This is a genomic window from Sphingobacterium composti (assembly GCF_009829075.1).
GTDB lineage: Bacteria > Bacteroidota > Bacteroidia > Sphingobacteriales > Sphingobacteriaceae > Sphingobacterium > Sphingobacterium composti.
Map to the genome: position 1 here is coordinate 115,751 of NZ_WUQZ01000008.1, position 21,217 is coordinate 136,967.

Annotated in this window: 18 protein-coding genes; 8 read left to right on the plus strand and 10 right to left on the minus strand. The window is 35.5% G+C overall.

The annotated features are described in order from the left end of the window. Positions 1-339 precede the first annotated feature (339 nt). The 4 genes from GOQ17_RS07760 to GOQ17_RS07775 are packed head-to-tail and all read left to right on the plus strand — an operon-like array spanning position 340 to position 6,888. Entirely contained in the window at positions 340-3,510 is a 3,171-nt protein-coding gene (locus GOQ17_RS07760) for a SusC/RagA family TonB-linked outer membrane protein (protein ID WP_159636736.1), read from the plus strand. Between the two features lie 12 nt (positions 3,511-3,522). Further along, the gene (locus tag GOQ17_RS07765) at positions 3,523-5,085 is read left to right on the plus strand and encodes a RagB/SusD family nutrient uptake outer membrane protein (protein WP_159636737.1); all 1,563 of its coding nucleotides are present in this window, start codon (positions 3,523-3,525) and stop codon (positions 5,083-5,085) included. A gap of 19 nt (positions 5,086-5,104) precedes the next feature. Beyond that, complete coding sequence (locus GOQ17_RS07770) at positions 5,105-5,821, plus strand: hypothetical protein (RefSeq protein WP_159636738.1); 717 nt, start codon at positions 5,105-5,107, stop codon at positions 5,819-5,821. 8 nt (positions 5,822-5,829) lie between these two features. Beyond that, positions 5,830-6,888, plus strand: coding sequence for a DUF5007 domain-containing protein (locus GOQ17_RS07775; protein WP_159636739.1), 1,059 nt, complete (start codon positions 5,830-5,832; stop codon positions 6,886-6,888). Positions 6,889-6,935: 47 nt separating this feature from the next. On the opposite strand, the gene rsmG is transcribed toward GOQ17_RS07775, so the two are convergent. Both rsmG and GOQ17_RS07785 read right to left on the minus strand, forming a co-directional pair. Continuing rightward, a complete protein-coding gene (gene rsmG / locus GOQ17_RS07780; protein WP_159636740.1) occupies positions 6,936-7,571 on the minus strand; it encodes a 16S rRNA (guanine(527)-N(7))-methyltransferase RsmG in 636 nt (211 codons plus the stop codon). 51 nt (positions 7,572-7,622) lie between these two features. Then, on the minus strand, positions 7,623-8,762 hold the full coding sequence (locus GOQ17_RS07785; RefSeq protein ID WP_236537097.1) for a glycosyltransferase: 1,140 nt from the start codon (positions 8,760-8,762) through the stop codon (positions 7,623-7,625). Positions 8,763-8,889: 127 nt separating this feature from the next. Here GOQ17_RS07785 and tgt point away from each other — a divergent pair, with 127 nt between their 5' ends. The 3 genes from tgt to GOQ17_RS07800 are packed head-to-tail and all read left to right on the plus strand — an operon-like array spanning position 8,890 to position 12,044. Beyond that, the gene (gene tgt / locus GOQ17_RS07790; RefSeq protein WP_159636741.1) at positions 8,890-10,020 is read left to right on the plus strand and encodes a tRNA guanosine(34) transglycosylase Tgt; all 1,131 of its coding nucleotides are present in this window, start codon (positions 8,890-8,892) and stop codon (positions 10,018-10,020) included. 40 nt (positions 10,021-10,060) lie between these two features. Next, the gene (locus GOQ17_RS07795; RefSeq protein ID WP_159636742.1) at positions 10,061-11,143 is read left to right on the plus strand and encodes an LptF/LptG family permease; all 1,083 of its coding nucleotides are present in this window, start codon (positions 10,061-10,063) and stop codon (positions 11,141-11,143) included. A gap of 7 nt (positions 11,144-11,150) precedes the next feature. Further along, complete coding sequence (locus GOQ17_RS07800; RefSeq protein WP_159636743.1) at positions 11,151-12,044, plus strand: DMT family transporter; 894 nt, start codon at positions 11,151-11,153, stop codon at positions 12,042-12,044. 31 nt (positions 12,045-12,075) lie between these two features. Here the strand turns inward: GOQ17_RS07800 and mnhG are convergent, their stop codons facing one another. Genes mnhG through mbhE form a run of 7 tightly spaced genes read right to left on the minus strand, consistent with a single transcriptional unit; the run spans position 12,076 to position 17,847 of the window. Continuing rightward, positions 12,076-12,501, minus strand: coding sequence for a monovalent cation/H(+) antiporter subunit G (gene mnhG / locus GOQ17_RS07805; RefSeq protein WP_159636744.1), 426 nt, complete (start codon positions 12,499-12,501; stop codon positions 12,076-12,078). Then, complete coding sequence (locus GOQ17_RS07810; RefSeq protein WP_159636745.1) at positions 12,494-12,766, minus strand: monovalent cation/H+ antiporter complex subunit F; 273 nt, start codon at positions 12,764-12,766, stop codon at positions 12,494-12,496. Before GOQ17_RS07810 ends, mnhG begins: the two co-directional genes overlap by 8 nt. After that, complete coding sequence (locus GOQ17_RS07815) at positions 12,763-13,221, minus strand: Na+/H+ antiporter subunit E (RefSeq protein ID WP_236537098.1); 459 nt, start codon at positions 13,219-13,221, stop codon at positions 12,763-12,765. The genes GOQ17_RS07810 and GOQ17_RS07815 overlap by 4 nt, the downstream gene beginning before the upstream one ends. Before the next feature lie 22 nt (positions 13,222-13,243). After that, positions 13,244-14,752, minus strand: coding sequence for a proton-conducting transporter transmembrane domain-containing protein (locus GOQ17_RS07820; protein WP_159636748.1), 1,509 nt, complete (start codon positions 14,750-14,752; stop codon positions 13,244-13,246). Then, positions 14,749-15,105 (minus strand): Na+/H+ antiporter subunit C, encoded by a 357-nt coding sequence (locus GOQ17_RS07825; RefSeq protein WP_149913246.1) that lies wholly within the window; start codon positions 15,103-15,105, stop codon positions 14,749-14,751. Before GOQ17_RS07825 ends, GOQ17_RS07820 begins: the two co-directional genes overlap by 4 nt. Then, on the minus strand, positions 15,105-15,530 hold the full coding sequence (locus GOQ17_RS07830) for a Na+/H+ antiporter subunit B (RefSeq protein ID WP_159636749.1): 426 nt from the start codon (positions 15,528-15,530) through the stop codon (positions 15,105-15,107). Before GOQ17_RS07830 ends, GOQ17_RS07825 begins: the two co-directional genes overlap by 1 nt. Position 15,531: 1 nt before the next feature. Continuing rightward, positions 15,532-17,847, minus strand: coding sequence for a hydrogen gas-evolving membrane-bound hydrogenase subunit E (mbhE, locus tag GOQ17_RS07835; RefSeq protein ID WP_159636750.1), 2,316 nt, complete (start codon positions 17,845-17,847; stop codon positions 15,532-15,534). 128 nt (positions 17,848-17,975) lie between these two features. On the opposite strand from mbhE, the gene GOQ17_RS07840 reads away from it, so the two are divergent. After that, the gene (locus GOQ17_RS07840) at positions 17,976-19,049 is read left to right on the plus strand and encodes a metallophosphoesterase (RefSeq protein WP_159636751.1); all 1,074 of its coding nucleotides are present in this window, start codon (positions 17,976-17,978) and stop codon (positions 19,047-19,049) included. A gap of 97 nt (positions 19,050-19,146) precedes the next feature. Here GOQ17_RS07840 and acs read toward each other — a convergent pair whose 3' ends face one another. Then, on the minus strand, positions 19,147-21,066 hold the full coding sequence (gene acs / locus GOQ17_RS07845) for an acetate--CoA ligase (RefSeq protein WP_159636752.1): 1,920 nt from the start codon (positions 21,064-21,066) through the stop codon (positions 19,147-19,149). Positions 21,067-21,217: the final 151 nt, after the last annotated feature.

Here is a 21,217-nt window from a genome sequence, read left to right on the forward strand (position 1 = left end):
GGTTTTTCATTTATTCAATTCAAATTGAATGAAGAAAATGAATATCTTATACTATTCATGTTGTTGTCTTATTAGTATTTATTTTAACTCTAATTATTTATTAAGTTATCATTTAAGTCGTTTTTAAAATTTTTACACGGAACGATCTTTATTTAATTTACTATTGAGACATTAAGTGTTTTTGTGGTTTATTTTTTATCTTGTGACATTTTTGTTGTTTAAGCAAACGTTTGTTTAATTTGCGCAATCGATTTCTTCTCTCTTGGATTCTAAAATGTTTGCTTTTTATTTCACATGGTGCTAGTTTTAGCGCTAAGTAAAATAAAAAATAACCTTATTATGAATCAAAATTTATTCCTTAGGACTAAGAATTTTCTTTTTACTTTGTTATTCATTCTCCTATGTAGTTATACTGCTTTTGGACAACTTACAGTTACAGGTAATGTATCTGATAGCAATGGACCCTTGAGTAGTGTATCAATACGTTCCAAGAATAGTAATAAAGTTATTTCTTCCACAAATGCGGACGGGGCGTTTCGTGTGAATGTTGAGGCATCAGATGTATTAATCTTCAGTATTGTTGGATATAAGCAAAAACAAGAAGCTGTAAATAATCGTACTGTAATAAATGTTTCGCTCGAGTCTTTAGAAAATATGCTTGAAGAAACTATTGTGACAGGATATACTACTATCAACCGTGCAAAAAACACTGGGTCAATATCTAGTATTCTTGCAAAAGATATAGAGAATTTGCCAGCAGCTAGTATAGATGTTTTGCTCCAAGGAAAACTTCCTGGGGTAAATGTGCAAAATTTTACGGGGATGCCCGGTGTAAAGACATCATTAGTAATTCGTGGTAATTCTAATATTCCAAGATCAAGTAGTCAGTTTGATACGGAGAATTTAACTAGTAATCCTTTGTATGTAATTGATGGAGTACCAATTGCTGATGATGAGGTTAGAGCATTCAATGTTACTGGAACTAATTTTCTTTCTAGTCTGAATCCAAATGATATAGAGTCAGTTGACGTTTTAAAAGATGCTTCTTCAGCGGCATTGTATGGTTCACGTGCTAATAATGGTGTTATTCTAGTAAAAACCAAACGTGGTAGAGTGGGTAAACCAAGAATCAGTCTAAACACTTACCAAGGGTTCATTGTGCAGCCTGAAAAATTGAATACGTTGTTGGGGCGTGCTGAACGTAATCAGAAACTAGGATTGCTATACCGTTATGGGACACATGCACAACAAGGCAATCTACCTATCATGCTAACAGATAGTTTGAATCCATCATTTAATGGTAATACTGATTATCAGGATTTATTCTTCCAAAGTGGCGCGATCCAGAATTATGATTTATCTGTTGCTGGTGGTACGGAAAATATTAATTACCGTATTTCCGGAGGATATTATGATGAAAAGGGTATAGTTAAAAACACAGGCTTCAAAAGATATTCTTTTACAAGTAATGTGAATTTCAACTTTTCAAAGTCTTTGGAATTACTAACAAATTTCAAGGTGTCAACAATGGATCGTAAAGAAGGTCGTGGTACTACGGCATTTTTGCGAGAGCGATCCTACAGAAATGTGTATGGTGTAAATCCAATAAATATGTATTCCTCATTATATCAGTTGTCTGACGAGACTATTGATGGTATTTTGAATCCTTACGAACATCAACGTAATGATAATATTAATGTGGATCTTACTGGGGTAGGAGAGTTGAGATATACGTTCTTGAATGATTTTAGACTTAGTTCAAGAAGTATCATTAATTATTCGACCGCCAAAAACGATTTTTTCTCTCCATCTTATATGAATTCGGATAATTTGGCTGCGGGGAAGTCAACGCATACCCAATATCGTAAGTATTTGATGACAAATAATTTGTTGTGGACAAAAACTTTTAGTGATGTACACAATTTTACAGCAAATCTTATTCATGAGTATGAAACACGTACTAACTCTGGAATGTATTTGTTAGGTATTGGCATTCCTAATGACAACATTCAGGTTATAAAAGGTATTAGTTCAAATAACTTAAGTGGATACACAGATTTATCTTCTTATGCAAAATTGTCATTTCTAGGTGCTGTGCACTATGATTATGACAGTCGCTATTTGATTGATGCAGTTTGGAGAAAAGATGCTTCTTCTCGATTTGGAAAAAATAATAAGTGGGGTAATTTTCCTTCGGTAGCAGTAGGGTGGATTATTTCCAATGAATCTTTTGCACAAGAGCTTGGCTGGATGAATGAACTTAAACTAAGAGCAAGTTGGGGGCGTACGGGTGATGAATCTAGTATTACAGATTTTGACCGATATAATGCGTTCATTCCAGGTGATGCGGCATACGCTGGCTCGGGTAACGTAAATTCATACGGAGGCTCATCTGCGATTATTCCAAATTATGCAGGTATTACCAATGATGATATCACATGGCAACAAACTGAAACATGGAATCTTGGTGTAGATGGTAGTCTCTTCAGCAACAGATTGTTTTTTAATATCGACGCATATTCTCGTGAGACTTCTGGTCAGATGCTTAGCATTACTATTCCTGAATATACAGGATACGCGAGTACATTTACTAATGCAGCTTCTGTACGAAATTCAGGTTTGGAGTTGAACATAGGAGGTCGTGTATTTGATAATGACAAAGCTTTCCAATGGACACCTTCTATCAATATGGCATTCAACAAGAACATGGTAACTTCATTGCCAAATGGTAATCGCGATATCTATTATGGTCAAGCTGTATATGTAGTTGGTAAACCTCTAAATATGTATTATGGCTTCTTAGTGGATGGTGCTATTAGTTCATCTAATGACATTATTGTAAATCCATATACTGGAGCTGTAGGAAGTACCAAATGGGGGAGTTTAAAACCAGGATATGCAAATTGGATAGATGTAAATGGTGATTACCGTATTTCAGATAATATTGGCGAAGATGATCGTACTTTTTTCGGAGACTCCAATCCTAAAGTAGTAGGAGGATTCAATAATTTATTCACGTATAAGGATTTTTCTTTGCAGGTGTTAACAACATTTACACTTGGTCGCGACATCATGAATCAATCTTTTGCGCAACGTATGTCTAACAGTTTCTTCTATGGCAATCCTTTTGATATGGCTAGACGTTCGATTGGTGATCTAGAGCAATATAGTTATTGGAAACAAGAAGGTGATGTCGCAACGTATCCTGCATTCAATCCATATTTAGGGTTATATACTTGGAGAACTGGACAATCTATGTTTATGGAACCGGGATGGTATGTACGTATCAAAAATGTAAACTTAACTTATCGTTTCGATCCAGCTAAACATAGTTGGATGCAAAGATCAAAATTAAATACACTTCGATTGTATGCTACAGTGGATAATGTGGCAATGTTCCAATCTTTTTCGGGTATAGATGCTGAGCGTGTAGATGGACAGGGGTATGATATGGCTGATGGATATCCTCTTCCTAGAAAAGTAACATTAGGTCTTCAGTTCGATTTTTAATACTAAGAAATTATGAAAAAAATAAATATATCAAAGTTAATTCTAAGCATTTTTCTACTTACTGGAACAGGCGTTTTTGTGTCATGTGAAAAAGAATTAGAAAACATATTAAAGAATGACACATATAGCGATGCTTTTTGGAAAAATCAATCTGATGTAGAAGGTGCAATTAATGGTACATACGGATTATTTAGAAATGCATTAAATAACAATCAGGCATTCTTTGTTTGGGGGGACACGCCAATAGGAAATTTGGTTACGAATGATGGAACACTGCACTCGGATATTTTTACGAGAGGTTGGTTGATTCCGTACTATCGTGAAGGCGGAACGTTGAATTGGGTAAATTGGTATAAGATCATCAATCTTGCAAACCTTATCATCGAAAAGACGCCAACAATACCTGACGATAAATTTGTCGAAGGACAAAAGAATAATCTAATTGGTCAAGCATATTTCATGCGTGGATTGGCTTACTTCTACCTCACTCGAGTGTGGGGTGATGTACCAATGCAATTAAAGGCTACAGAAAGTGGTAGTGATGTCGAGTTGTTAGGAGCTACTCCAAGTACGGAGATCTTAAATTTGATAATGGAAGATGCGCAGAAAGCTTCTTCTCTGATGACATGGGAATCCGTAGAGAAATCAGAGCGAAGAAGAGCTAATAAAGGATCTGCATTAGCACTTTTAGCACATGCTTCTGCATTTCAAAATGACTATCAAAAAACATTATTGTATACAGATTCACTTATCAATCAGACAGCCAGATTTAGTTTGATGAGTGCAGATAATGTTACTGATGTGTTTTCTGACAATGTCGCTAAAGAGAATATTTTTGTGATAACGCAAAAAGACAGTGAAAATGAATCCGCTGCACATACAGGTAATATATTTACTACCTCAGTGTCTTTCAGTACGACAAGTTCAATTACTTATCCAGGATTTCCATTCACTGTTCCGAACTATTATATAGATAAATCCAGATTGGATAGACTATATAGTAATGAGGATAAAAGAAAATCTAAATTCTTTTTAAAATTTGATGATGGAACTGTAACAGTTGATAACAATGCGCGTACGGAAAGGTTTCAGTTGACAAAATATGCAAATTTCACATTTAAGAATGCGGCAACATTAGGCGATTTGCGTGCAGAAAGTAATATAGTAATATTTCGTCTAGCAGATATTTTATTGTTAAAATCGGAAGCCTTATTTCAATTAGGCCGAATCAATGATTCGCGTGCTACTTTAAATATTATTCGTGAGAGAGCAGGGCTGGGGCCTGTTGATGCAACTTTGAATGATAGAGCTTATTATACCGAAATCTTAAAAGAAAGACAGCGTGAGTTAATCGGCGAGGGTCATAACTATTTTGATATTGTGCGTAACATTTGGAAAAAGAATTCAGCACAACAATTTCAATTTAATCCTTCTGACCTAATTAGTTGGAGCCTAACATTAGGTGATGGCGGATCGGACAGATTAGCACTAAAAGGATATTATTTCCCAATAGAAAACTCAAATCTTAACTCTAATAGATTAATTACGCAAATTCCATATTGGATGGGTAAATAATAATTTTAATACAATGAAAATGAAGAATTTTATAAAATATAGTTTTGCTACTTTCTTATCCATTTTACTTTTATCCTCATGTACCAAAGATCAAATTATTGATGGAGGAGTAAGTAACCCGAAAGTAAATATGACAACATACGATTACTTAAAGTCACATCCAAGAGGTCTTTTTGATACGTTGATTATGATAATTGATAAAGGTGAAATGAAAGATTTAATCAATAGCCAAAAGACTTTCTTTGCGCCAACAGATTATAGTATCAATGCTTTTATCAGTATTCGTCAGTCTGAAATAAGAAGAGTTGATGAACGTAAAAACTTCAATCTAGATTCATTATTTAAGCAGTTTACTCCTCAGATGTTAAGAGATTCTATGTCAGTATATTTATTCTCTGACGAAATTGTTCGTGATAATTTGGATGCAACAGGAAAATCATTTAATAGTGCATTGAATGGTTATAGCTTTTTAATCACATTGGAAGAGCATTCAAACAACGATTATGACGCTGGTGGTTTGATTCCTGAACGACCGAAGTTTATGTACTATAATCGTGTTATTGGACAGCGAGATGTACTTTCTGCGGGTCAAATGCAAGATCCAAGTGGGAATGCGAATCTTTTGGATGTTAAAACTATCTGTCAAACAACAGGTATTCATACGAATACGGGAGTCTTGCACGTCTTGAATAACAGTCATGCTTGGATCAGATCATTAAAATTAAATATAAAATAACTAGCCGAATGAAAAATTTATATAAAATAGCTTTTAATATTCTGCTTGTTGTGATATTGTGTGCAACAAGTTGCAAGAAGGTGGAAGTCGGATATTTGAGTGACAACATTCGCTACGGTTCTAACCCTGTAGTAGTTGACAAAGGTGTGTTTAAAATTGTAACAGGTATCATTCCTGATAACTCTACACCTCCCTTTAAAGTTAGTATCTTGGATGTTAGAAATAAAGAAACGGGATTACGTGAAGAAGCGTTCTTTAAAGAATCAGAGATTACAGTTTGGAAAGAAAAGTATGATCCTAAAACGGATACTACATTAGCGCTTATCGATGCTAAACGTGAGAAGCAAAAAAAGTTACCGTTTGAGATTATCGAAAAAAGCGGTCAATTGATGTTTACGCAGGCTACAGAAAGTATTCCTCCAGGTGAATATTTGTTGGATATCGTAGTAGAAAATTCGAAAGGAAGAAAAGAATACAAAGGTATAACTACATTACAAGTAAAGGAGCCTTTGCTTTTTGAGCATACTACAGCGCCATATTTTATTATGGTTGATCCTAAAGATGGTTCAAGTAAAAGATATCCTCACGATGTGGATTGGTTTGATATTAATAATCAACAAAGTGCTAATATGCGCTTTAAGATCACTAGAGATGCACAAGGTCCGAATCAGATTATCTTAAAAGTATATGATAAAAATGGAGCAATATTTCCAGGAAAAGCCTTACAACGTAGACCTGATGGAAACGGATTTTTGAACACAATGGCAACATTTGCCTATAAAACTACAGTGACAGATGATGCAGTGATTCATGACTATGCACAAGCGAGATTCCCGGATGTGTATTGGGATTCACAAACTAATAATATTTTGTGCTATTACAGAATTTATGATGAATATATCGAGTCAGCTGATTATGCTGATGTGTGGAATCCACCTTATGAAATTACGCACAAAACTGATACAAAATCTTATATCTTACAAATTCGTTTTGGCTTGAAATTTAATATGCCTGGGACATATCTTGTTGAAATGCATTTGGCAGCAACAAAGAAACCAGGAAAATAAAAATTAATAGTGAAAAGGGCTTGATGATTTTATCAAACCCTTTTTGTTTACATCGGTACGTAGACCACATATTTTGTATCGAAAAACTCTTCTTTAAAGTAGGAAGATAAAGGATGTAATTCTGCTTTCAGTTTGGATTCTTTTATTTCCTCTTTGAGGTCTCCACCTTTAAGGTAAAGAATTCCGTTAGGAATACCATTTTTATCTTTCTTCTCGAATTTATTACGAATCCAAGGAGTAAAATCTGCCAAGCGTGTAACCGCTCTTGAAACGACGAAGTCGTATTTATAATCCAATTGTTCTGCACGAATATGGTCAGCCTCGACATTTGTCAAACCAATTGCGGCAGCAACTTCACGAACTACTTTTATTTTCTTTCCAATAGAATCTACTAAGTGAAACTGCACTTCTGGAAACATAATTGCTAATGGAATACCTGGAAATCCTCCTCCAGTTCCCACGTCTAATATGCGCGTGCCAGGGGTTAATTCTTGAACAAATTTCGCAATACCTAAAGAATGTAAAATATGTTTTAGGTAAAGACTGTCGATATCCTTTCGAGAAATAACATTGATTTGGTCATTCCAAAAAGGATAAACTTCTGCCAATTTGCTGAATTGTTCTTTTTGTTTTTCCGTAAGACGTGGAAAGTAATTGAATATAATATCTACTGTTGGATTCACGATTGTTTGATTTTAAAATTCACTAATTAAATAGTTCTGCTATGCGAACTTTTACCAAGATTTTTGTTTCTTTTTACGATTGAATAGACCATTGAGACAGATGTAAAAATAATAAAAGACATCTAAGACCAATAGCCAAACTAGCAAATCTCGAACTGCTAATTTTTTATAAATCGACGAAAAGACGATTAATTGGCAAATATAACGCAAAAAAAATACACCTAGCCCAATATACCATAGAGATGGGAAACACACTAGACAAGTGATAAGCATAATGTAAAAAGCAAATGCCGAAATTAACTGTGTTCCTAACATACGCTGATGCGTTTTTTTATAAATCACTGAAGCTCCTGCATGACGTGCTTTCTGTTTGTAGTAACTTTTCCAAGTTTCTTTCGGTTTGGAATAAACATGTGCATCGGGATATATAGCAATTTTCACATTGTGACGCGTCGCATTTTGGTTGACAAATAAATCATCATCGCCGGATTTGATATGCATATGTGCATTGAAACCTTTTCCTTTGAAAAATAATGACTTGAGGTAGGATAAATTACGTCCTACACCCATATACGCATTGCGCTTGAGTGCATAGGAGAGATAGCTCATAGCAGTATGAGCAGTTTCAAAACGTATTAGTTTATTTAGAAAACCTGATTTTTTGAAGTAAGGAGAGTAGCCTAAAACGAGTTCTGTCCCTTCTGCATATGCTCCCGCAATTTCTTTGAGCCATTGATTACTTTGTGGCTCGCAATCTGCATCCGTCATAATCAAAATCTCATTTTTTGCAGCTTTAATACCGAGAGTAAGTGCAAATTTCTTAGAATTTTTGAGGCGGATATGCTCTTTGATATCTACCACATACAGGTTGCTATACTGACGTTTGAAATCTTCTAAAATCCACTTGGTCTCGTCGGTAGAATAATCATTTACGACGATGACTTCAAAATCTGGATAGTCTTGGTTGAGAACAGACGGTAGAAATTGTTTTAGATTTTGTTCTTCATTATGCGCACAAATAATCACCGATAGAGGAGTTGTTGTAGTGCTCTGCTGAAAGGATTTTACTTTGTGTAATGCTAACTTGCTGTATACAAAAAGTATGTAATACAATTGTATAAGCAAGAGTATGCCTAAAACAGCGTATAATACGTATGAAATTTCGATGTTTTGTAAATCAATATTCATCATGAAGATTCAAAGATAGAACGTTATTTGCTAAAAGTATCAGAAAAGCGTTAAGAAATATTAATAAAATTTAACGCATGACGTAGGGTCGGATTTTTATAGTATTTTTGCACCTGATTTTAATACAAATATGAAATTTACGCTTAAAGCTCAAGATAAACTTTCCAGTGCACGTGCAGGGACCTTAGAGACGGCCCACGGAACAATAGAAACGCCAATTTTTATGCCTGTGGGTACGGCAGGAACTGTCAAAGCTGTACATCAACATGAATTAGTAAACGATATTCAAGCACAAATTATTCTTGGTAATACGTATCATCTATATCTAAGACCAGGATTGGATGTATTGCAGAAAGCTGGTGGTTTGCACAAATTCAATGGTTGGGATAAGCCAATTTTGACAGATTCTGGAGGTTATCAAGTTTATTCCTTGACAGAAGTACGTAAAATTCGTGAAGAAGGTGTAACATTTCGTTCGCATGTGGATGGTTCGAAACATTTGTTTACTCCGGAAAATGTAATGGATACCCAACGTATCATTGGTGCAGATATTATTATGGCATTTGATGAGTGTACGCCATATCCTTGTGATTACAATTATGCGCGTCGTTCGTTGGATATGACGCATCGTTGGTTGAAGCGTTGTTGTGACCGTTTTGATAGCACAGAACCTTTATATGGTTATGACCAGACATTATTCCCGATAGTTCAAGGGTCGGTTTACAAGGATTTACGCGCTAAGTCTGCTGAAGTAATAGCTTCATTTGAGCGTGAAGGAAATGCTATTGGAGGTCTATCGGTAGGGGAGCCAGCAGAAGAAATGTATGCAATGACCGAAGTGGTTACGAACATTCTTCCAAAAGAAAAGCCTCGTTATTTGATGGGGGTAGGTACGCCAATTAACATTTTAGAAAATATTGCCTTAGGTATTGATATGTTTGACTGTGTGATGCCGACACGTAATGCTCGTAACGGTATGCTATTCACTCGTAATGGAATTATCAATATCAAAAATGAAAAGTGGAAAGATGATTTCTCACCAATCGAAGCAGAAAGTGATTTGATGATGGACCAAGTATATACAAAGGCATACTTAAGACATTTAATTCGTTCGCAAGAAATATTGGGTGCACAAATTGCTTCTTTACACAATTTGCATTTCTACTTGTGGTTGGTAAAACAAGCTCGAGAGAAAATCATTGAAGGTGCCTTCTATGTTTGGAAAGAGAAAATGGTTAAAATATTAGGTCAACGTCTGTAAATATTTTTAGATTTCAATATTTACTATTTACTTTGAATCAATGAATCTCATAGATCGCTATATCTTCAAGAAGTACATGACTACCTTTGTCTTTACGGTAGCCATATTTATTGTCGTTATTGTGATTTTTGATATTTCGGAGAAGTTGGATGACTTTCTGAAAAATAAAGCTTCATTTGTCGATGTGTTATTCCAATACTATGCGTTAGGTTCAGTTCCATTTTTCCTCAATATGTTGACTCCGCTCATCAACTTTATTGCGGTAATCTTTTTTACATCCAAGATGGCGGATCAGACCGAGATAGTTCCTATTCTAAATGGAGGGATGAGTTTCAACAGGATGCTTAGACCATACATCTATGGTGCTGCTATAATATTTGGATTTACGCTAGTTTCTAATCTCTGGATTCTACCGGCAACCAATCGCATCAAGGTGAATTTTGAAAATGTATATGTCAAACCGCATAAGGTAAGTACGAATACGACGTCTACGCACATGCAAATTGACAGTAATACGTATGTTTTTATTGAAAATTTTGATACCAAAACATCTATAGGTTATAATTTTGTTTTAGAAAAGTTTGATGGAATCGAAATGACAGAAAAGCTCATGGCAGATCGGGTAGTTTGGGATTCAACGTTGAGTAAATGGCGGATCGAAAATTATACCAATCGTATCATCACTGGGTTGCAAGAAAAGATGGAAAAGGGGGATAGACGTGATACAACATTAGATATGCTACCTCGAGATTTTGAAATTTACGAAAATGCTTTTACCGCGATGACGACGAAAGAGTTGAACGAACGGATTGAGAAAGAGGAAACGAGAGGTACAGGATTAATGACGGATATGTTGTTAGAGAAATACAAACGTTGGATTAATCCATTTGCAGCTTTCATATTGACATTGATGGGCGTTGCTTTGTCATCCAAAAAGGTGCGTGGCGGTATTGGTTTAAGTTTGGGGATTGGGATTGGGTTGAGTTTTACTTTCTTAGTTCTAAATCAATTTACAACAATGTTCGCTTTGAAAGGTGGTTTTCCACCATTACTAGCGGTACTTACTCCAAGCATTATATTTTTAGTTTTAACAATTATTCTGCTCAAAAAAGCTCCAAAATAATTTATCTATGAATTTTTTCACGCGCAATCGTAATTTGTTTATTTTACATTTTACGGTGCTTATCTGGGGATTTACGGGTGTCCTCGGATCTTTAATTTCTACTCCAGCACTACAGCTTGTATGGTACCGTGTGTTGATTGCTGCGCTAACACTTATTGGCTACCATTTTATTATTCGGAAAGAAATGGTCGTGCCAACGAAGGATATCCTAAAATTTATGGGGGTAGGTTTGTTAGTAGGTTTGCATTGGGTTTTATTTTTTCAGGCAATTAAGGTGTCAACGGTATCTGTAACGTTAGTGACTCTGTCTTCATTGACTTTATTTACTTCAATTTTAGAGCCGTTGTTCTATAGACGTAAATTATCTATTGGGGATATTATCGTAGGCGTTGTTATTATTTTTGGAATCTATCTTATTTTTAAATTCGAGTTTCAATATTGGCTAGGCATATCATTAGGGCTCGGTGCAGCATTATGTGCGAGTGTTTTTTCTATTTTGAATGGTAAAATGGTGCAAAAAACGAGCCCAAGTATTATTACACAATACGAAATGATAGGTGCCTTTATAGGCTTGTCAATAGTTTTGTTGGTCACAGGGCAATTTGATAATCATATGATATTGTCGAGTACCGACTTTTTTTACTTGTTTCTTTTAGGAAGTGTATGTACTGCTTTAGCGTATGTCTTAGGTGTTGCCGTGATGAAAGAGCTGACTGCCTTCACAGTTGCTTTAGTGACTAATCTAGAGCCAGTATATGGAATTGTACTAGCTTTTTTCTTTATAGGGAGTACAGAAAAAATGAGTGTAGGTTTTTATGCGGGAGCTATAATAATATTAAGTGCTGTTTTTGTTTATCCAACACTAAAAACTAAAATTCAAAATTTTAGAGCGACAGTATAAATAGAAGAGTCAAACTTTAAGTTTGACTCTTCTATTTAGTTTCTTCTTCCGTATCGGCAATCTGGTCTGGTTCATCGCCGCAAATTTCTGCCATATTAATTTGCTTCTCATTTTTCAGCTCGTGCGTTTCTTTATCATACATGCCATTCAATTCATCGATTATAGTTCCCTTCCACAGTGGTGTGCCTGTAAAATATGCTGCACGACCTATCATGTGTGCTGCAATAGGCGAAGTGATAATTAAGAAGAATGTTATGGCAATGGCTTTTGTACTCACTGAGATATCGGGGAAAATAATAGCCGCGCATAATAATAGTAAACCTACTCCCAAAGTTGCTGCCTTGACCGTAACAGATAGGCGTAAATAAAAGTCAGGCATTCGCAAAATTCCTAACGAAGCAAAAAATATAGATAAGGCACCTATTGTGCTCAAAATTCCAATTAAAATATCAATCATCTTCTCTTTTTTCAATGTAAAACGAAAAGGCCACTGTGCCTAGAAAGGCAATTAGGGCCAACATGATGGCAACATCCAACAGTACAATTTGATTAGATCGAATCGTGAAAATAGTGATGATACCTATACCTATAGTAATTATCAAATCCAATGCGACAACACGATCTACAACCTTAGGTCCTTTGATTAAGCGTATAAAAACCAAGATCACCGATATTGTCAATATGGGTAGTATAAAGTAATCGAAATATGCTTCTAAAGTCATCGTATAGCCTCCAATAATCTGCGTTCAAGCCCTGTTTTCATATCATTCACAAATTTCTCTGGATTATTCAAATACATCACATGGATGTACATTGTCCTTTTATCCTCACTGATATCAACAATTAAAGTTCCTGGTGTCAAAGATATCATCGTAGACAACAAATTGATTTCAGTATCTGTTTGCGCTGTCAAGGGGAATTTTACAATCCCTGGTTTCATGAAATACTTTGGTGTCATTACATCGTAAGCAACTTGAACATTTGCTTTGATCATTTCCCAAATAAAATAGAATACAAAGCTAATAATACGTGGTACCTTATAGAAATAACTTCTATCTCCATCTGTACGGTTCATGATCCATAGAATCCCAAATCCCAGCATAAAACCAAATACAAAATTGGTATAATACATGGAACCTGTGAGTGCTACCCAAATGAACGATAGCAGTAAGTTCATCAAAAACTGTTTAATCATACTACTAATTTTGTTTTCCTAGTACAGCCTCTACATATGCTGAGGTATCCACTAATTGATCCGAAATTTTATCTACTAATTGTACTATAGCTTCAGCATTTAATCCTAAATAAATTGTTATTGCCCCTAATAATCCTATGGGTAATACCAATAATATTTTTCTTGCTAGAGGCATTGGCTCAAACTTATCTTCAATTTCAGTACCTGCCGGAATATTTTTCCAAAAAACTTCTGACCACATTCTTGCGATGACAAATAAAGTCACAAAACTTCCCAACACTAATGCGGCAATAAAAGCATATTGTTCTAAGTTAAACGCTTCTTTGAATAAAAGTATTTTGGGCCAAAAACCAGATAGTGGTGGAATACCTACTAACGAGAATAATATTAAGGCGATTAACAATGAAATCTTTGGATATTGTGCATAGATTCCTCCTAGGGATTTCATATCCATTGTGCCTCGCATCTGACGGATCAGGCCAGCAATTAAAAACATGTTGGTCTTGACAAGAATGTCATGAAATAAATAAAATATTGTTCCCATCAAAGCTACTTTCGTAAACATTCCAATACCACCAAGCATAAAGCCAATATGACAAACGATTAAGTACGAAAACAATCGTCGGATATTAAGTTTTATCAATGCACCCAAACTACCTGTGATAATGGTTAATACAGCCAAAATCATCAACAGATTACGTGTGAATTCATCAGGTATGAATATTAAACTGAAAACGCGAAGCATCGCATAAATTCCGACTTTCGTCAATAAACCTCCAAATGTAGCAGCAACTGCCGAAGGTGGGGTGTGATAGGATGAAGGAAGCCAATAATATAATGGAAATACAGCCGATTTGATACCAAATCCTATTAAAAAGAAAGTAGAAGTTATTCCAACTAAAAATTGATTGTCGACCATTTTGATCTTTTGGGAAAGGTCTGCCATATTCAATGATCCAGTCATTCCATACAGAATACCTATTCCTGTTAAGAAAAATGTGGAAGCTAATATGTTGATTGCCATATATTTAACAGCGCCTTCTAATTGGGTTTTTCGACCTCCTAGTGTCATCAATACGAATGAGGAAATAATAATTACCTCAAACCAAACATATAGATTAAATATATCACCTGTCAAAAAAGCGCCATTTAAGCCCATTACCAAGAAATGGAAAATAGGAAAATAGCCATAGAGCATCCGCTGTCTATTGATTCCAGTAGAAGAAAACAGTGATACCGCTAACCCTGCAATGGATGTAATTAATACCAATGTACTACTCAATAAATCGGCTACAAATACAATTCCAAATGGGGCATCCCAATTTGATGTATTTAAAGTTAGTATACCTTGATCGTAGACTTTTGTAAGTAAGCGTATTGCCACTAAAACACCCAGAAACGAGCCAATTCCACTTATAAAACGTTGCGTGACAGTTTTTCGCCAAGCAATTAATTGCAATATGGCGGTGAATAAATGTATAAATACCGGACCTAAAATGTGGTTATCAATCATATATCTTCCTCCTCCGGTGTATTTAAATCATCCAAATCATCTGAATCAACCAATGCGTATACTCTTTTTAGTAATACAATAGCAAATGCCGTTAAAGCGAAACTAATTACAATCGCCGTAAGAATTAAGGCTTGTGGAATCGGATCAGCATAATTGTCTTGAAACATTTTGGCTGCTTCATCAATTACAGGAGGCTTTCCTTTGGTAATTCCACCCAATAAAAAGATGAGGATATTTGCTCCTGTGCCTAAAAACATAATTCCTAACAAGAGTTTTACCATACTTCTTCGCAGAATAAGGTATACCCCAGCAGAATACAATAATCCAATTAATATTATAAGTAATAACTCCATTAATTTTTCTCTTCTAAATTATTGAGGGCAATGGTAAATAAAATCGTCAAGACCACACCAATAACAACTAAATACACTCCTAGATCAAAAAATAAAGATGATCCAATCATTCCTATAAAAGGAATTGGTTCTTCAAACCATAATCCTGTCATAGGTGGATAACCTATTAATAAGGGAACGGTAACGCTGAGTGCCGATGTGCCCAAACCTATTGGAATCAAGGATAAAGGTTTCCTTTTTAAAATTTTCATTGTCGCCTCCGTACCATTTGCAAAACTATGGAGCACGAATGCAATAGATGCAACTAGTCCCCCCACGAATCCTCCACCAGGATAATAGTGTCCACGCAACAATAAGAATACGGAGAATAATAGTAAAATCGGAAGCAAATATTTTGTTGCAGATTGTAAAATAGGACTTTTCATGTTATTCTTTCTCCGTAGATTTTAAACGTAAACGAATCAAACTATATACCCCAATAGCAGCAATACTCAATACAACAGTCTCGAACATCGTATCAATTCCTCTAAAATCTACTAAAATTACATTGACTACATTTTTGCCTTTTGCCAATAGGTAAGCATTTTCTCCATAAAAATTTGATATTTCAGCCGAAATAGGTTCTGACCAAACTTTCAATGCTACTAGGGATAGAATAATACCAAAGCCTGCCGCTACAATAGCGTCTCTGACTAATATTGCTTTACTTGTTAAATTGATAAATGGAGGCAGTTTGTATAAAACCAATACAAAAAGTACGGTACTCAATGTATCAATCGTAAATTGCGTCATCGCTAAATCTGGAGCACTGTAGATCACAAAAATCAAACAGATACAATAGCCTATAACACTCATCGCTACGACTGCTGTTAATCGGGATGGTGTGGTAACTACAATGTAAACTGCTCCGATTAAAATGACCACAATAGCTATCTCATACCAATCTGGGTAAGTCAATGTCCAAATATCTAATTTAATTGGTCCGCTTAACCACAATCTATAGGCTATTAAAGCCTCCGCAAATAGGATAATTTTTAAATGATAAGATCTCAAATAACCATCGTGGAAAAGGTTAGTAAACCATTCTGAAAATCTCAGAATATCATTGGCATAGCCGGTGATAATACGTTGAGGAGAAATATTGTTTAATTTTTCCACTGCTTGCAACTTAGAAAGACTTGGTTTGTTGACAAAATAGACCATTGTTCCAAGCGCTAGGGTAATAAGACTGAGGATTAATACTGTATTGAATCCATGCCAAACTTTTAAGTAGGATTCAGTGTCCTGTCCCCAAATGGTATTTGCTGCAGCTGTTGTGAGATATTCACCTGCTATTGCTGGTAATATACCAAAGAAAACTCCAAGTAATGCTAACAATAGTGGAGGAATCCACATTGATTTGTATGGCAAATGAACTTTTTCAAATTGTTGAGGAAGATTACCAACAAAAGGTTTTATACCAGCCATAAAACCAGCTGCAACCAAGCCAATATTTGTCGCTACAGCTAGACCTGTTATAATCCAAACCCATTCTGGTAGACTGTATTGTAGAGTCGCTTCGTAAATTAAATCTTTACCAATAAAGCCAAATGTTATAAAAGGTAATCCTGCACTTGATAGCGCTGCTAAAATACCAGCCAAAGCAACTGGACCTAATACTTTTCTTAGTCCCGAAAGTACTGTAATATCTCTTGTATGTGTTTCGTGGTCAACAATACCCGTCACCATGAATAATGTTGCTTTATAAAGGGCATGAGCTAATATGAAAACCGATACAGCAACCATAGCTTCTATTGTCCCTAATCCTAGCAAAAATGTAAGTACACCTAACGCAGAGATAGTTGAATAAGCTAAGATAGCTTTCATGTCAATACGAAACAGCGAATGTATCGCTGCGTAAAGCATGGTAATACCACCGACCACGATTAATGTGGTATTCCAATAGAAATGGTCGCCTAGAATAGGTGTAAATCGCGCGAGAATAAATATACCCGCTTTTACCATCGTCGCTGAATGCAAATAAGCGGATACAGGAGTAGGAGCTTTCATCGCTCCAGGCAACCAAAAATGAAATGGAAATTGTGCAGACTTTGTAAATGCACCCACAAATAGTAATCCGATAATTAATGGATATAGCTGATGATTTAATAATATTTCACGATGGTCAATAAGTTCTGATATTGTATAAGTTCCAGCAATATTTCCCATCAGAACTAGCGCTAACAATAAGAAGAATCCACCCATACCTGTGATTCCCAAAGCGGTTAATGCACTTTTTCTTGAATCTGCATTGTCGTTATTAAATCCAATTAGGAAAAATGAACTTATACTTGTTAATTCCCAAAAAACAAATAACAATAGGATATTATCTGATAGGACAACACCTAACATCGCCGACATAAATAACATCAAATAGCCAAAGAATCTGTCAAAATACGGGTGTCCTTTTAGGTACGCTCTGCCATAAAAGAATATACAGGAACCAATTCCTGTTATTAATAAGGCGAAAAGTAATGAGAGACCATCTAAGTTAAAATCAAAATTTACTCCTAAGCTGGGCACCCAATCTATATGTTGTACCAATGTACTTCCACTAGTTAATACGGGGATTTTGGAAACAAAATATAGAAACAACAGGGTAGGAAGTATGGGGAGTAAAATACTCCATTTGGCTTTAAATTGCCTTCCAAAAAAAACTAAAACAATTGAAAATATTAATCCTGATAATACTGTTAATAGCATTTACAATTTATTATGGATTTACGAATTCCATAAAAATAGTAAAATTGCGTGGTTTTTATAGCACTAAATATCCTATTTTGGACTTTATTACGTAGATTTATTGTGAAATCTATAAAAACCTATGAATTATGATAAAGAAAATTGGAGTCTTCTTTTTATGTTATTTGGTATTCATTTGTATTGCCGTTGCTCAATCTAATTATGAAAAGCCAAAGTTATCAAACCCTGATTCTTGGTCACTAGTACTAATTCCTGATCCGCAGTCTTATGTTAAGTTTTCTCGTAATCAAGGTATTTTAGAATTAATGACTTCTTGGATTCGTGAGAATCATCGGTCTATGAATACGAAGTTTGTGTTGTGTACTGGAGATTTAGTCGAACAAAATGATTTACTAAATCCTACGGGCATGGAGGCTAATCAGAATAGTATACAGCAATGGAAAGCAGTAAGAAATAGTTTTAGTAAACTCGATCATCATGTGCCATATATACTAGCAACTGGAAATCACGATTATGGTCGTACGAGTGCAGAATACCGTTCTACACAGTATGATAAATATTTTTCACCAGAGCAGAACATTTTAAATGGCGAAGCACTTCGCGAAATTGGTCCTCAATTGAATGGGCAATCTTCTACGGTAAATGCGATATATGAGTTTCAGCCAACTTCAAATAAGAAGGTTTTAGTCATGGTTCTAGAGTTTGGACCTCGTCAGGAGGTTGTCGATTGGGCAAAAAAAATAGTAGATTCACCTAAATACACAGATCATGATGTTATACTTCTGACTCATGTGTTCTTGGATAAAAATAGTAGCCGTATTGAAAAACAAGGGTACAAGATAGAAGATGTTAATTATGGAGAAGCTTTGTTTACAAAGTTGATTCAACCCTCCAAAAATATACGTTTAGTATTCTCAGGGCATATTGGTGAGCCTGACAATTTCAATGGACATTTAGGCTTTCGACAAGACAAAAATGCAGCAGGGAAGACCGTTACACAGATGACTTTTAATGCGCAGGCTATGGGAGGCGGGTGGCATGGAAATGGTGGAGATGGATGGTTGAGGTATTTGGAATTTATGCCAGATAACAAAACAGTGAAAGTCAAAACTTTCTCACCATTATTTGCGATTTCTCCTAGTACACAAAACTTAGCTTTTAAACGTGAGGCGAATCAAGAATTTACCTTTCAATTAGATTAGTTATGATGATATTTTCAGGCAAATAAATATGTTAATATAAATGACTTTTGAAGTCAAAAAGAAAAGGATAGTTTTTGGCTATCCTTTTCTTTTATTGTTATTTTTTTCTCAATTTTTCAGCGCCTTCAATTATTTTTTCAACTACTGTAGGGTCTTGCAATGTCGAAGTATCTCCCAAACTTCCTAACTCATTTTCTGCCACCTTACGTAATATTCTACGCATGATTTTTCCAGAACGAGTTTTTGGTAAGTCGGTTACAAATTGAATAATATCAGGTTTTGCGATAGCGCCTATCAAACGTGTTACTGTTTGAAGAATATCTTGACGTGTTTTGTCTGCATCGATGTGATGATTTGCAATTACATAAGCATATATTCCTTGACCTTTTACTGGATGAGGATAACCTACTATCGCAGATTCTACAACATCGGAGTGCATATTAATTGCATTTTCAACTTCAGCTGTACCAATACGGTGTCCTGATACATTCAATACATCATCTACACGACCAGTAATGCGGTAATAGCCTTCAGGGCTACGGTAGCAGCCATCCCCGGTGAAATACATGTTTTCGTAAGTAGAGAAATAAGTTTGTTTACAACGTTCGTGGTCTCCCCAAGTGGTGCGCAACATGCCTGGCCAAGGGAACTTAATACAAAGATTTCCCGAAACATCATTCCCTTCAATTTCTTTACCATTTTCATCCATCAAGCAAGGCTGAACACCCGGAAGAGGTAATAGAGCATAGCCTGGTACTTCTGGCGTTACACCAGCAATTGGTGTAATCAAGTGACCACCATTTTCAGTTTGCCACCAGGTGTCTGCTATTGGACATTTGCCTTTACCAACTTTGTCTTTGTACCAATGCCAAGCTTCTTCATTAATTGGTTCACCTACAGAACCTAGTACACGCAATGAAGATAAATCTTTTGAATCAACATACTCATCACCAAAAGCCATCAACGAACGAATAGCTGTTGGCGCAGTATATAAAATATTTACTTTGTATTTGTCGACGATGTCCCAATATCTACCCGCATCTGGGAAAGTAGGAATACCTTCAAACATCAAAGAAGTTGCACCTTGTGAAAGTGGTCCATAAACAATATAACTATGACCAGTAATCCAACCAATATCTGCAGTACAGAAATATATTTCACCTGGCTGATATTGGAATGTATTTGCAAATGTATAGCCTGTATAGACCATATATCCTGCAGTTGTATGTACAACACCTTTCGGTTTACCAGTCGAGCCAGAAGTATAAAGAATGAATAATGTATCTTCAGCATCCATTTCTTCAGCAGGACACGCTGGATTACCTTGTGTTTCTACTTTTTTGATTTCATCTTCCCACCATACATCACGACCTTTCAACATCGAGATAGGTGTGCGAGAACGTGTTAATACGATAACTTTGTCTACTGATTTACATTGCATTAATGCATCGTCAACGATAGTTTTTAATTCCAAAACTTTGTTGCCACGGAAACCGCCATCTGCAGTGATGACCAATTTACATTCTGCATCGTTGATACGGTCTGCTATAGATTGTGCAGAAAATCCACCAAATACAACAGAGTGAATCGCACCTATACGGGCACAAGCTAATACAGCGATAACCAATTCAGGTACCATCGGTAAATAAATACATACACGGTCACCCTTTTTGATGTTGTTGTTTTTTAAGACGTTAGCAAATTGCTCAACTTTACTCAAAAGTTGTTTGTACGTCAATATACGATGTGCCTCTGATGGGTCGTTTGGTTCCCAAATAATGGCTGGCGTATCGCCATTCTTGTAAATATGTCTATCAAGGCAGTTTTCGGTAATATTTAATTTACCACCTTCAAACCATTTGATATCTGGTTCTGTAAAATTCCAATTAAGGACGTTAGTCCATTTTCTTTTCCAAAAAAAGTTGCTCGCAACATCTCCCCAAAATTCCTCTGGATTTTCGACACTTCTCTTATAAGTGTCCTGATACTCCTCAAAAGTTTTAATTTGAAAACTCATCTCTCTTACGCTTAAATTTTCTATAGGTTTATACAATTATTATATTCAGTTATCCATTTCAGACATTCATTTATTCAATGTGGTAAATCGCCTGATATAGAGGCTAATTTAATTTTTTTCGCTATTAAAAGCGAATATTTTTAGGAGATAC

Coding starts and splice junctions, on each gene's coding strand:
- GOQ17_RS07760 (WP_159636736.1), top strand. CDS start 340: ATGAATCAAAATTTATTCCTTAGGACTAAGAATTTTCTTTTTACTTTG.
- GOQ17_RS07765 (WP_159636737.1), top strand. CDS start 3,523: ATGAAAAAAATAAATATATCAAAGTTAATTCTAAGCATTTTTCTACTT.
- GOQ17_RS07770 (WP_159636738.1), top strand. CDS start 5,105: ATGAAGAATTTTATAAAATATAGTTTTGCTACTTTCTTATCCATTTTA.
- GOQ17_RS07775 (WP_159636739.1), top strand. CDS start 5,830: ATGAAAAATTTATATAAAATAGCTTTTAATATTCTGCTTGTTGTGATA.
- GOQ17_RS07785 (WP_236537097.1), bottom strand. CDS start 8,762: ATGATGAATATTGATTTACAAAACATCGAAATTTCATACGTATTATAC.
- tgt (WP_159636741.1), top strand. CDS start 8,890: ATGAAATTTACGCTTAAAGCTCAAGATAAACTTTCCAGTGCACGTGCA.
- GOQ17_RS07795 (WP_159636742.1), top strand. CDS start 10,061: ATGAATCTCATAGATCGCTATATCTTCAAGAAGTACATGACTACCTTT.
- GOQ17_RS07800 (WP_159636743.1), top strand. CDS start 11,151: ATGAATTTTTTCACGCGCAATCGTAATTTGTTTATTTTACATTTTACG.
- mnhG (WP_159636744.1), bottom strand. CDS start 12,501: ATGATTGATATTTTAATTGGAATTTTGAGCACAATAGGTGCCTTATCT.
- GOQ17_RS07810 (WP_159636745.1), bottom strand. CDS start 12,766: ATGACTTTAGAAGCATATTTCGATTACTTTATACTACCCATATTGACA.
- GOQ17_RS07815 (WP_236537098.1), bottom strand. CDS start 13,221: ATGAACTTACTGCTATCGTTCATTTGGGTAGCACTCACAGGTTCCATG.
- GOQ17_RS07820 (WP_159636748.1), bottom strand. CDS start 14,752: ATGATTGATAACCACATTTTAGGTCCGGTATTTATACATTTATTCACC.
- GOQ17_RS07825 (WP_149913246.1), bottom strand. CDS start 15,105: ATGGAGTTATTACTTATAATATTAATTGGATTATTGTATTCTGCTGGG.
- GOQ17_RS07830 (WP_159636749.1), bottom strand. CDS start 15,530: ATGAAAAGTCCTATTTTACAATCTGCAACAAAATATTTGCTTCCGATT.
- mbhE (WP_159636750.1), bottom strand. CDS start 17,847: ATGCTATTAACAGTATTATCAGGATTAATATTTTCAATTGTTTTAGTT.
- GOQ17_RS07840 (WP_159636751.1), top strand. CDS start 17,976: ATGATAAAGAAAATTGGAGTCTTCTTTTTATGTTATTTGGTATTCATT.
- acs (WP_159636752.1), bottom strand. CDS start 21,066: ATGAGTTTTCAAATTAAAACTTTTGAGGAGTATCAGGACACTTATAAG.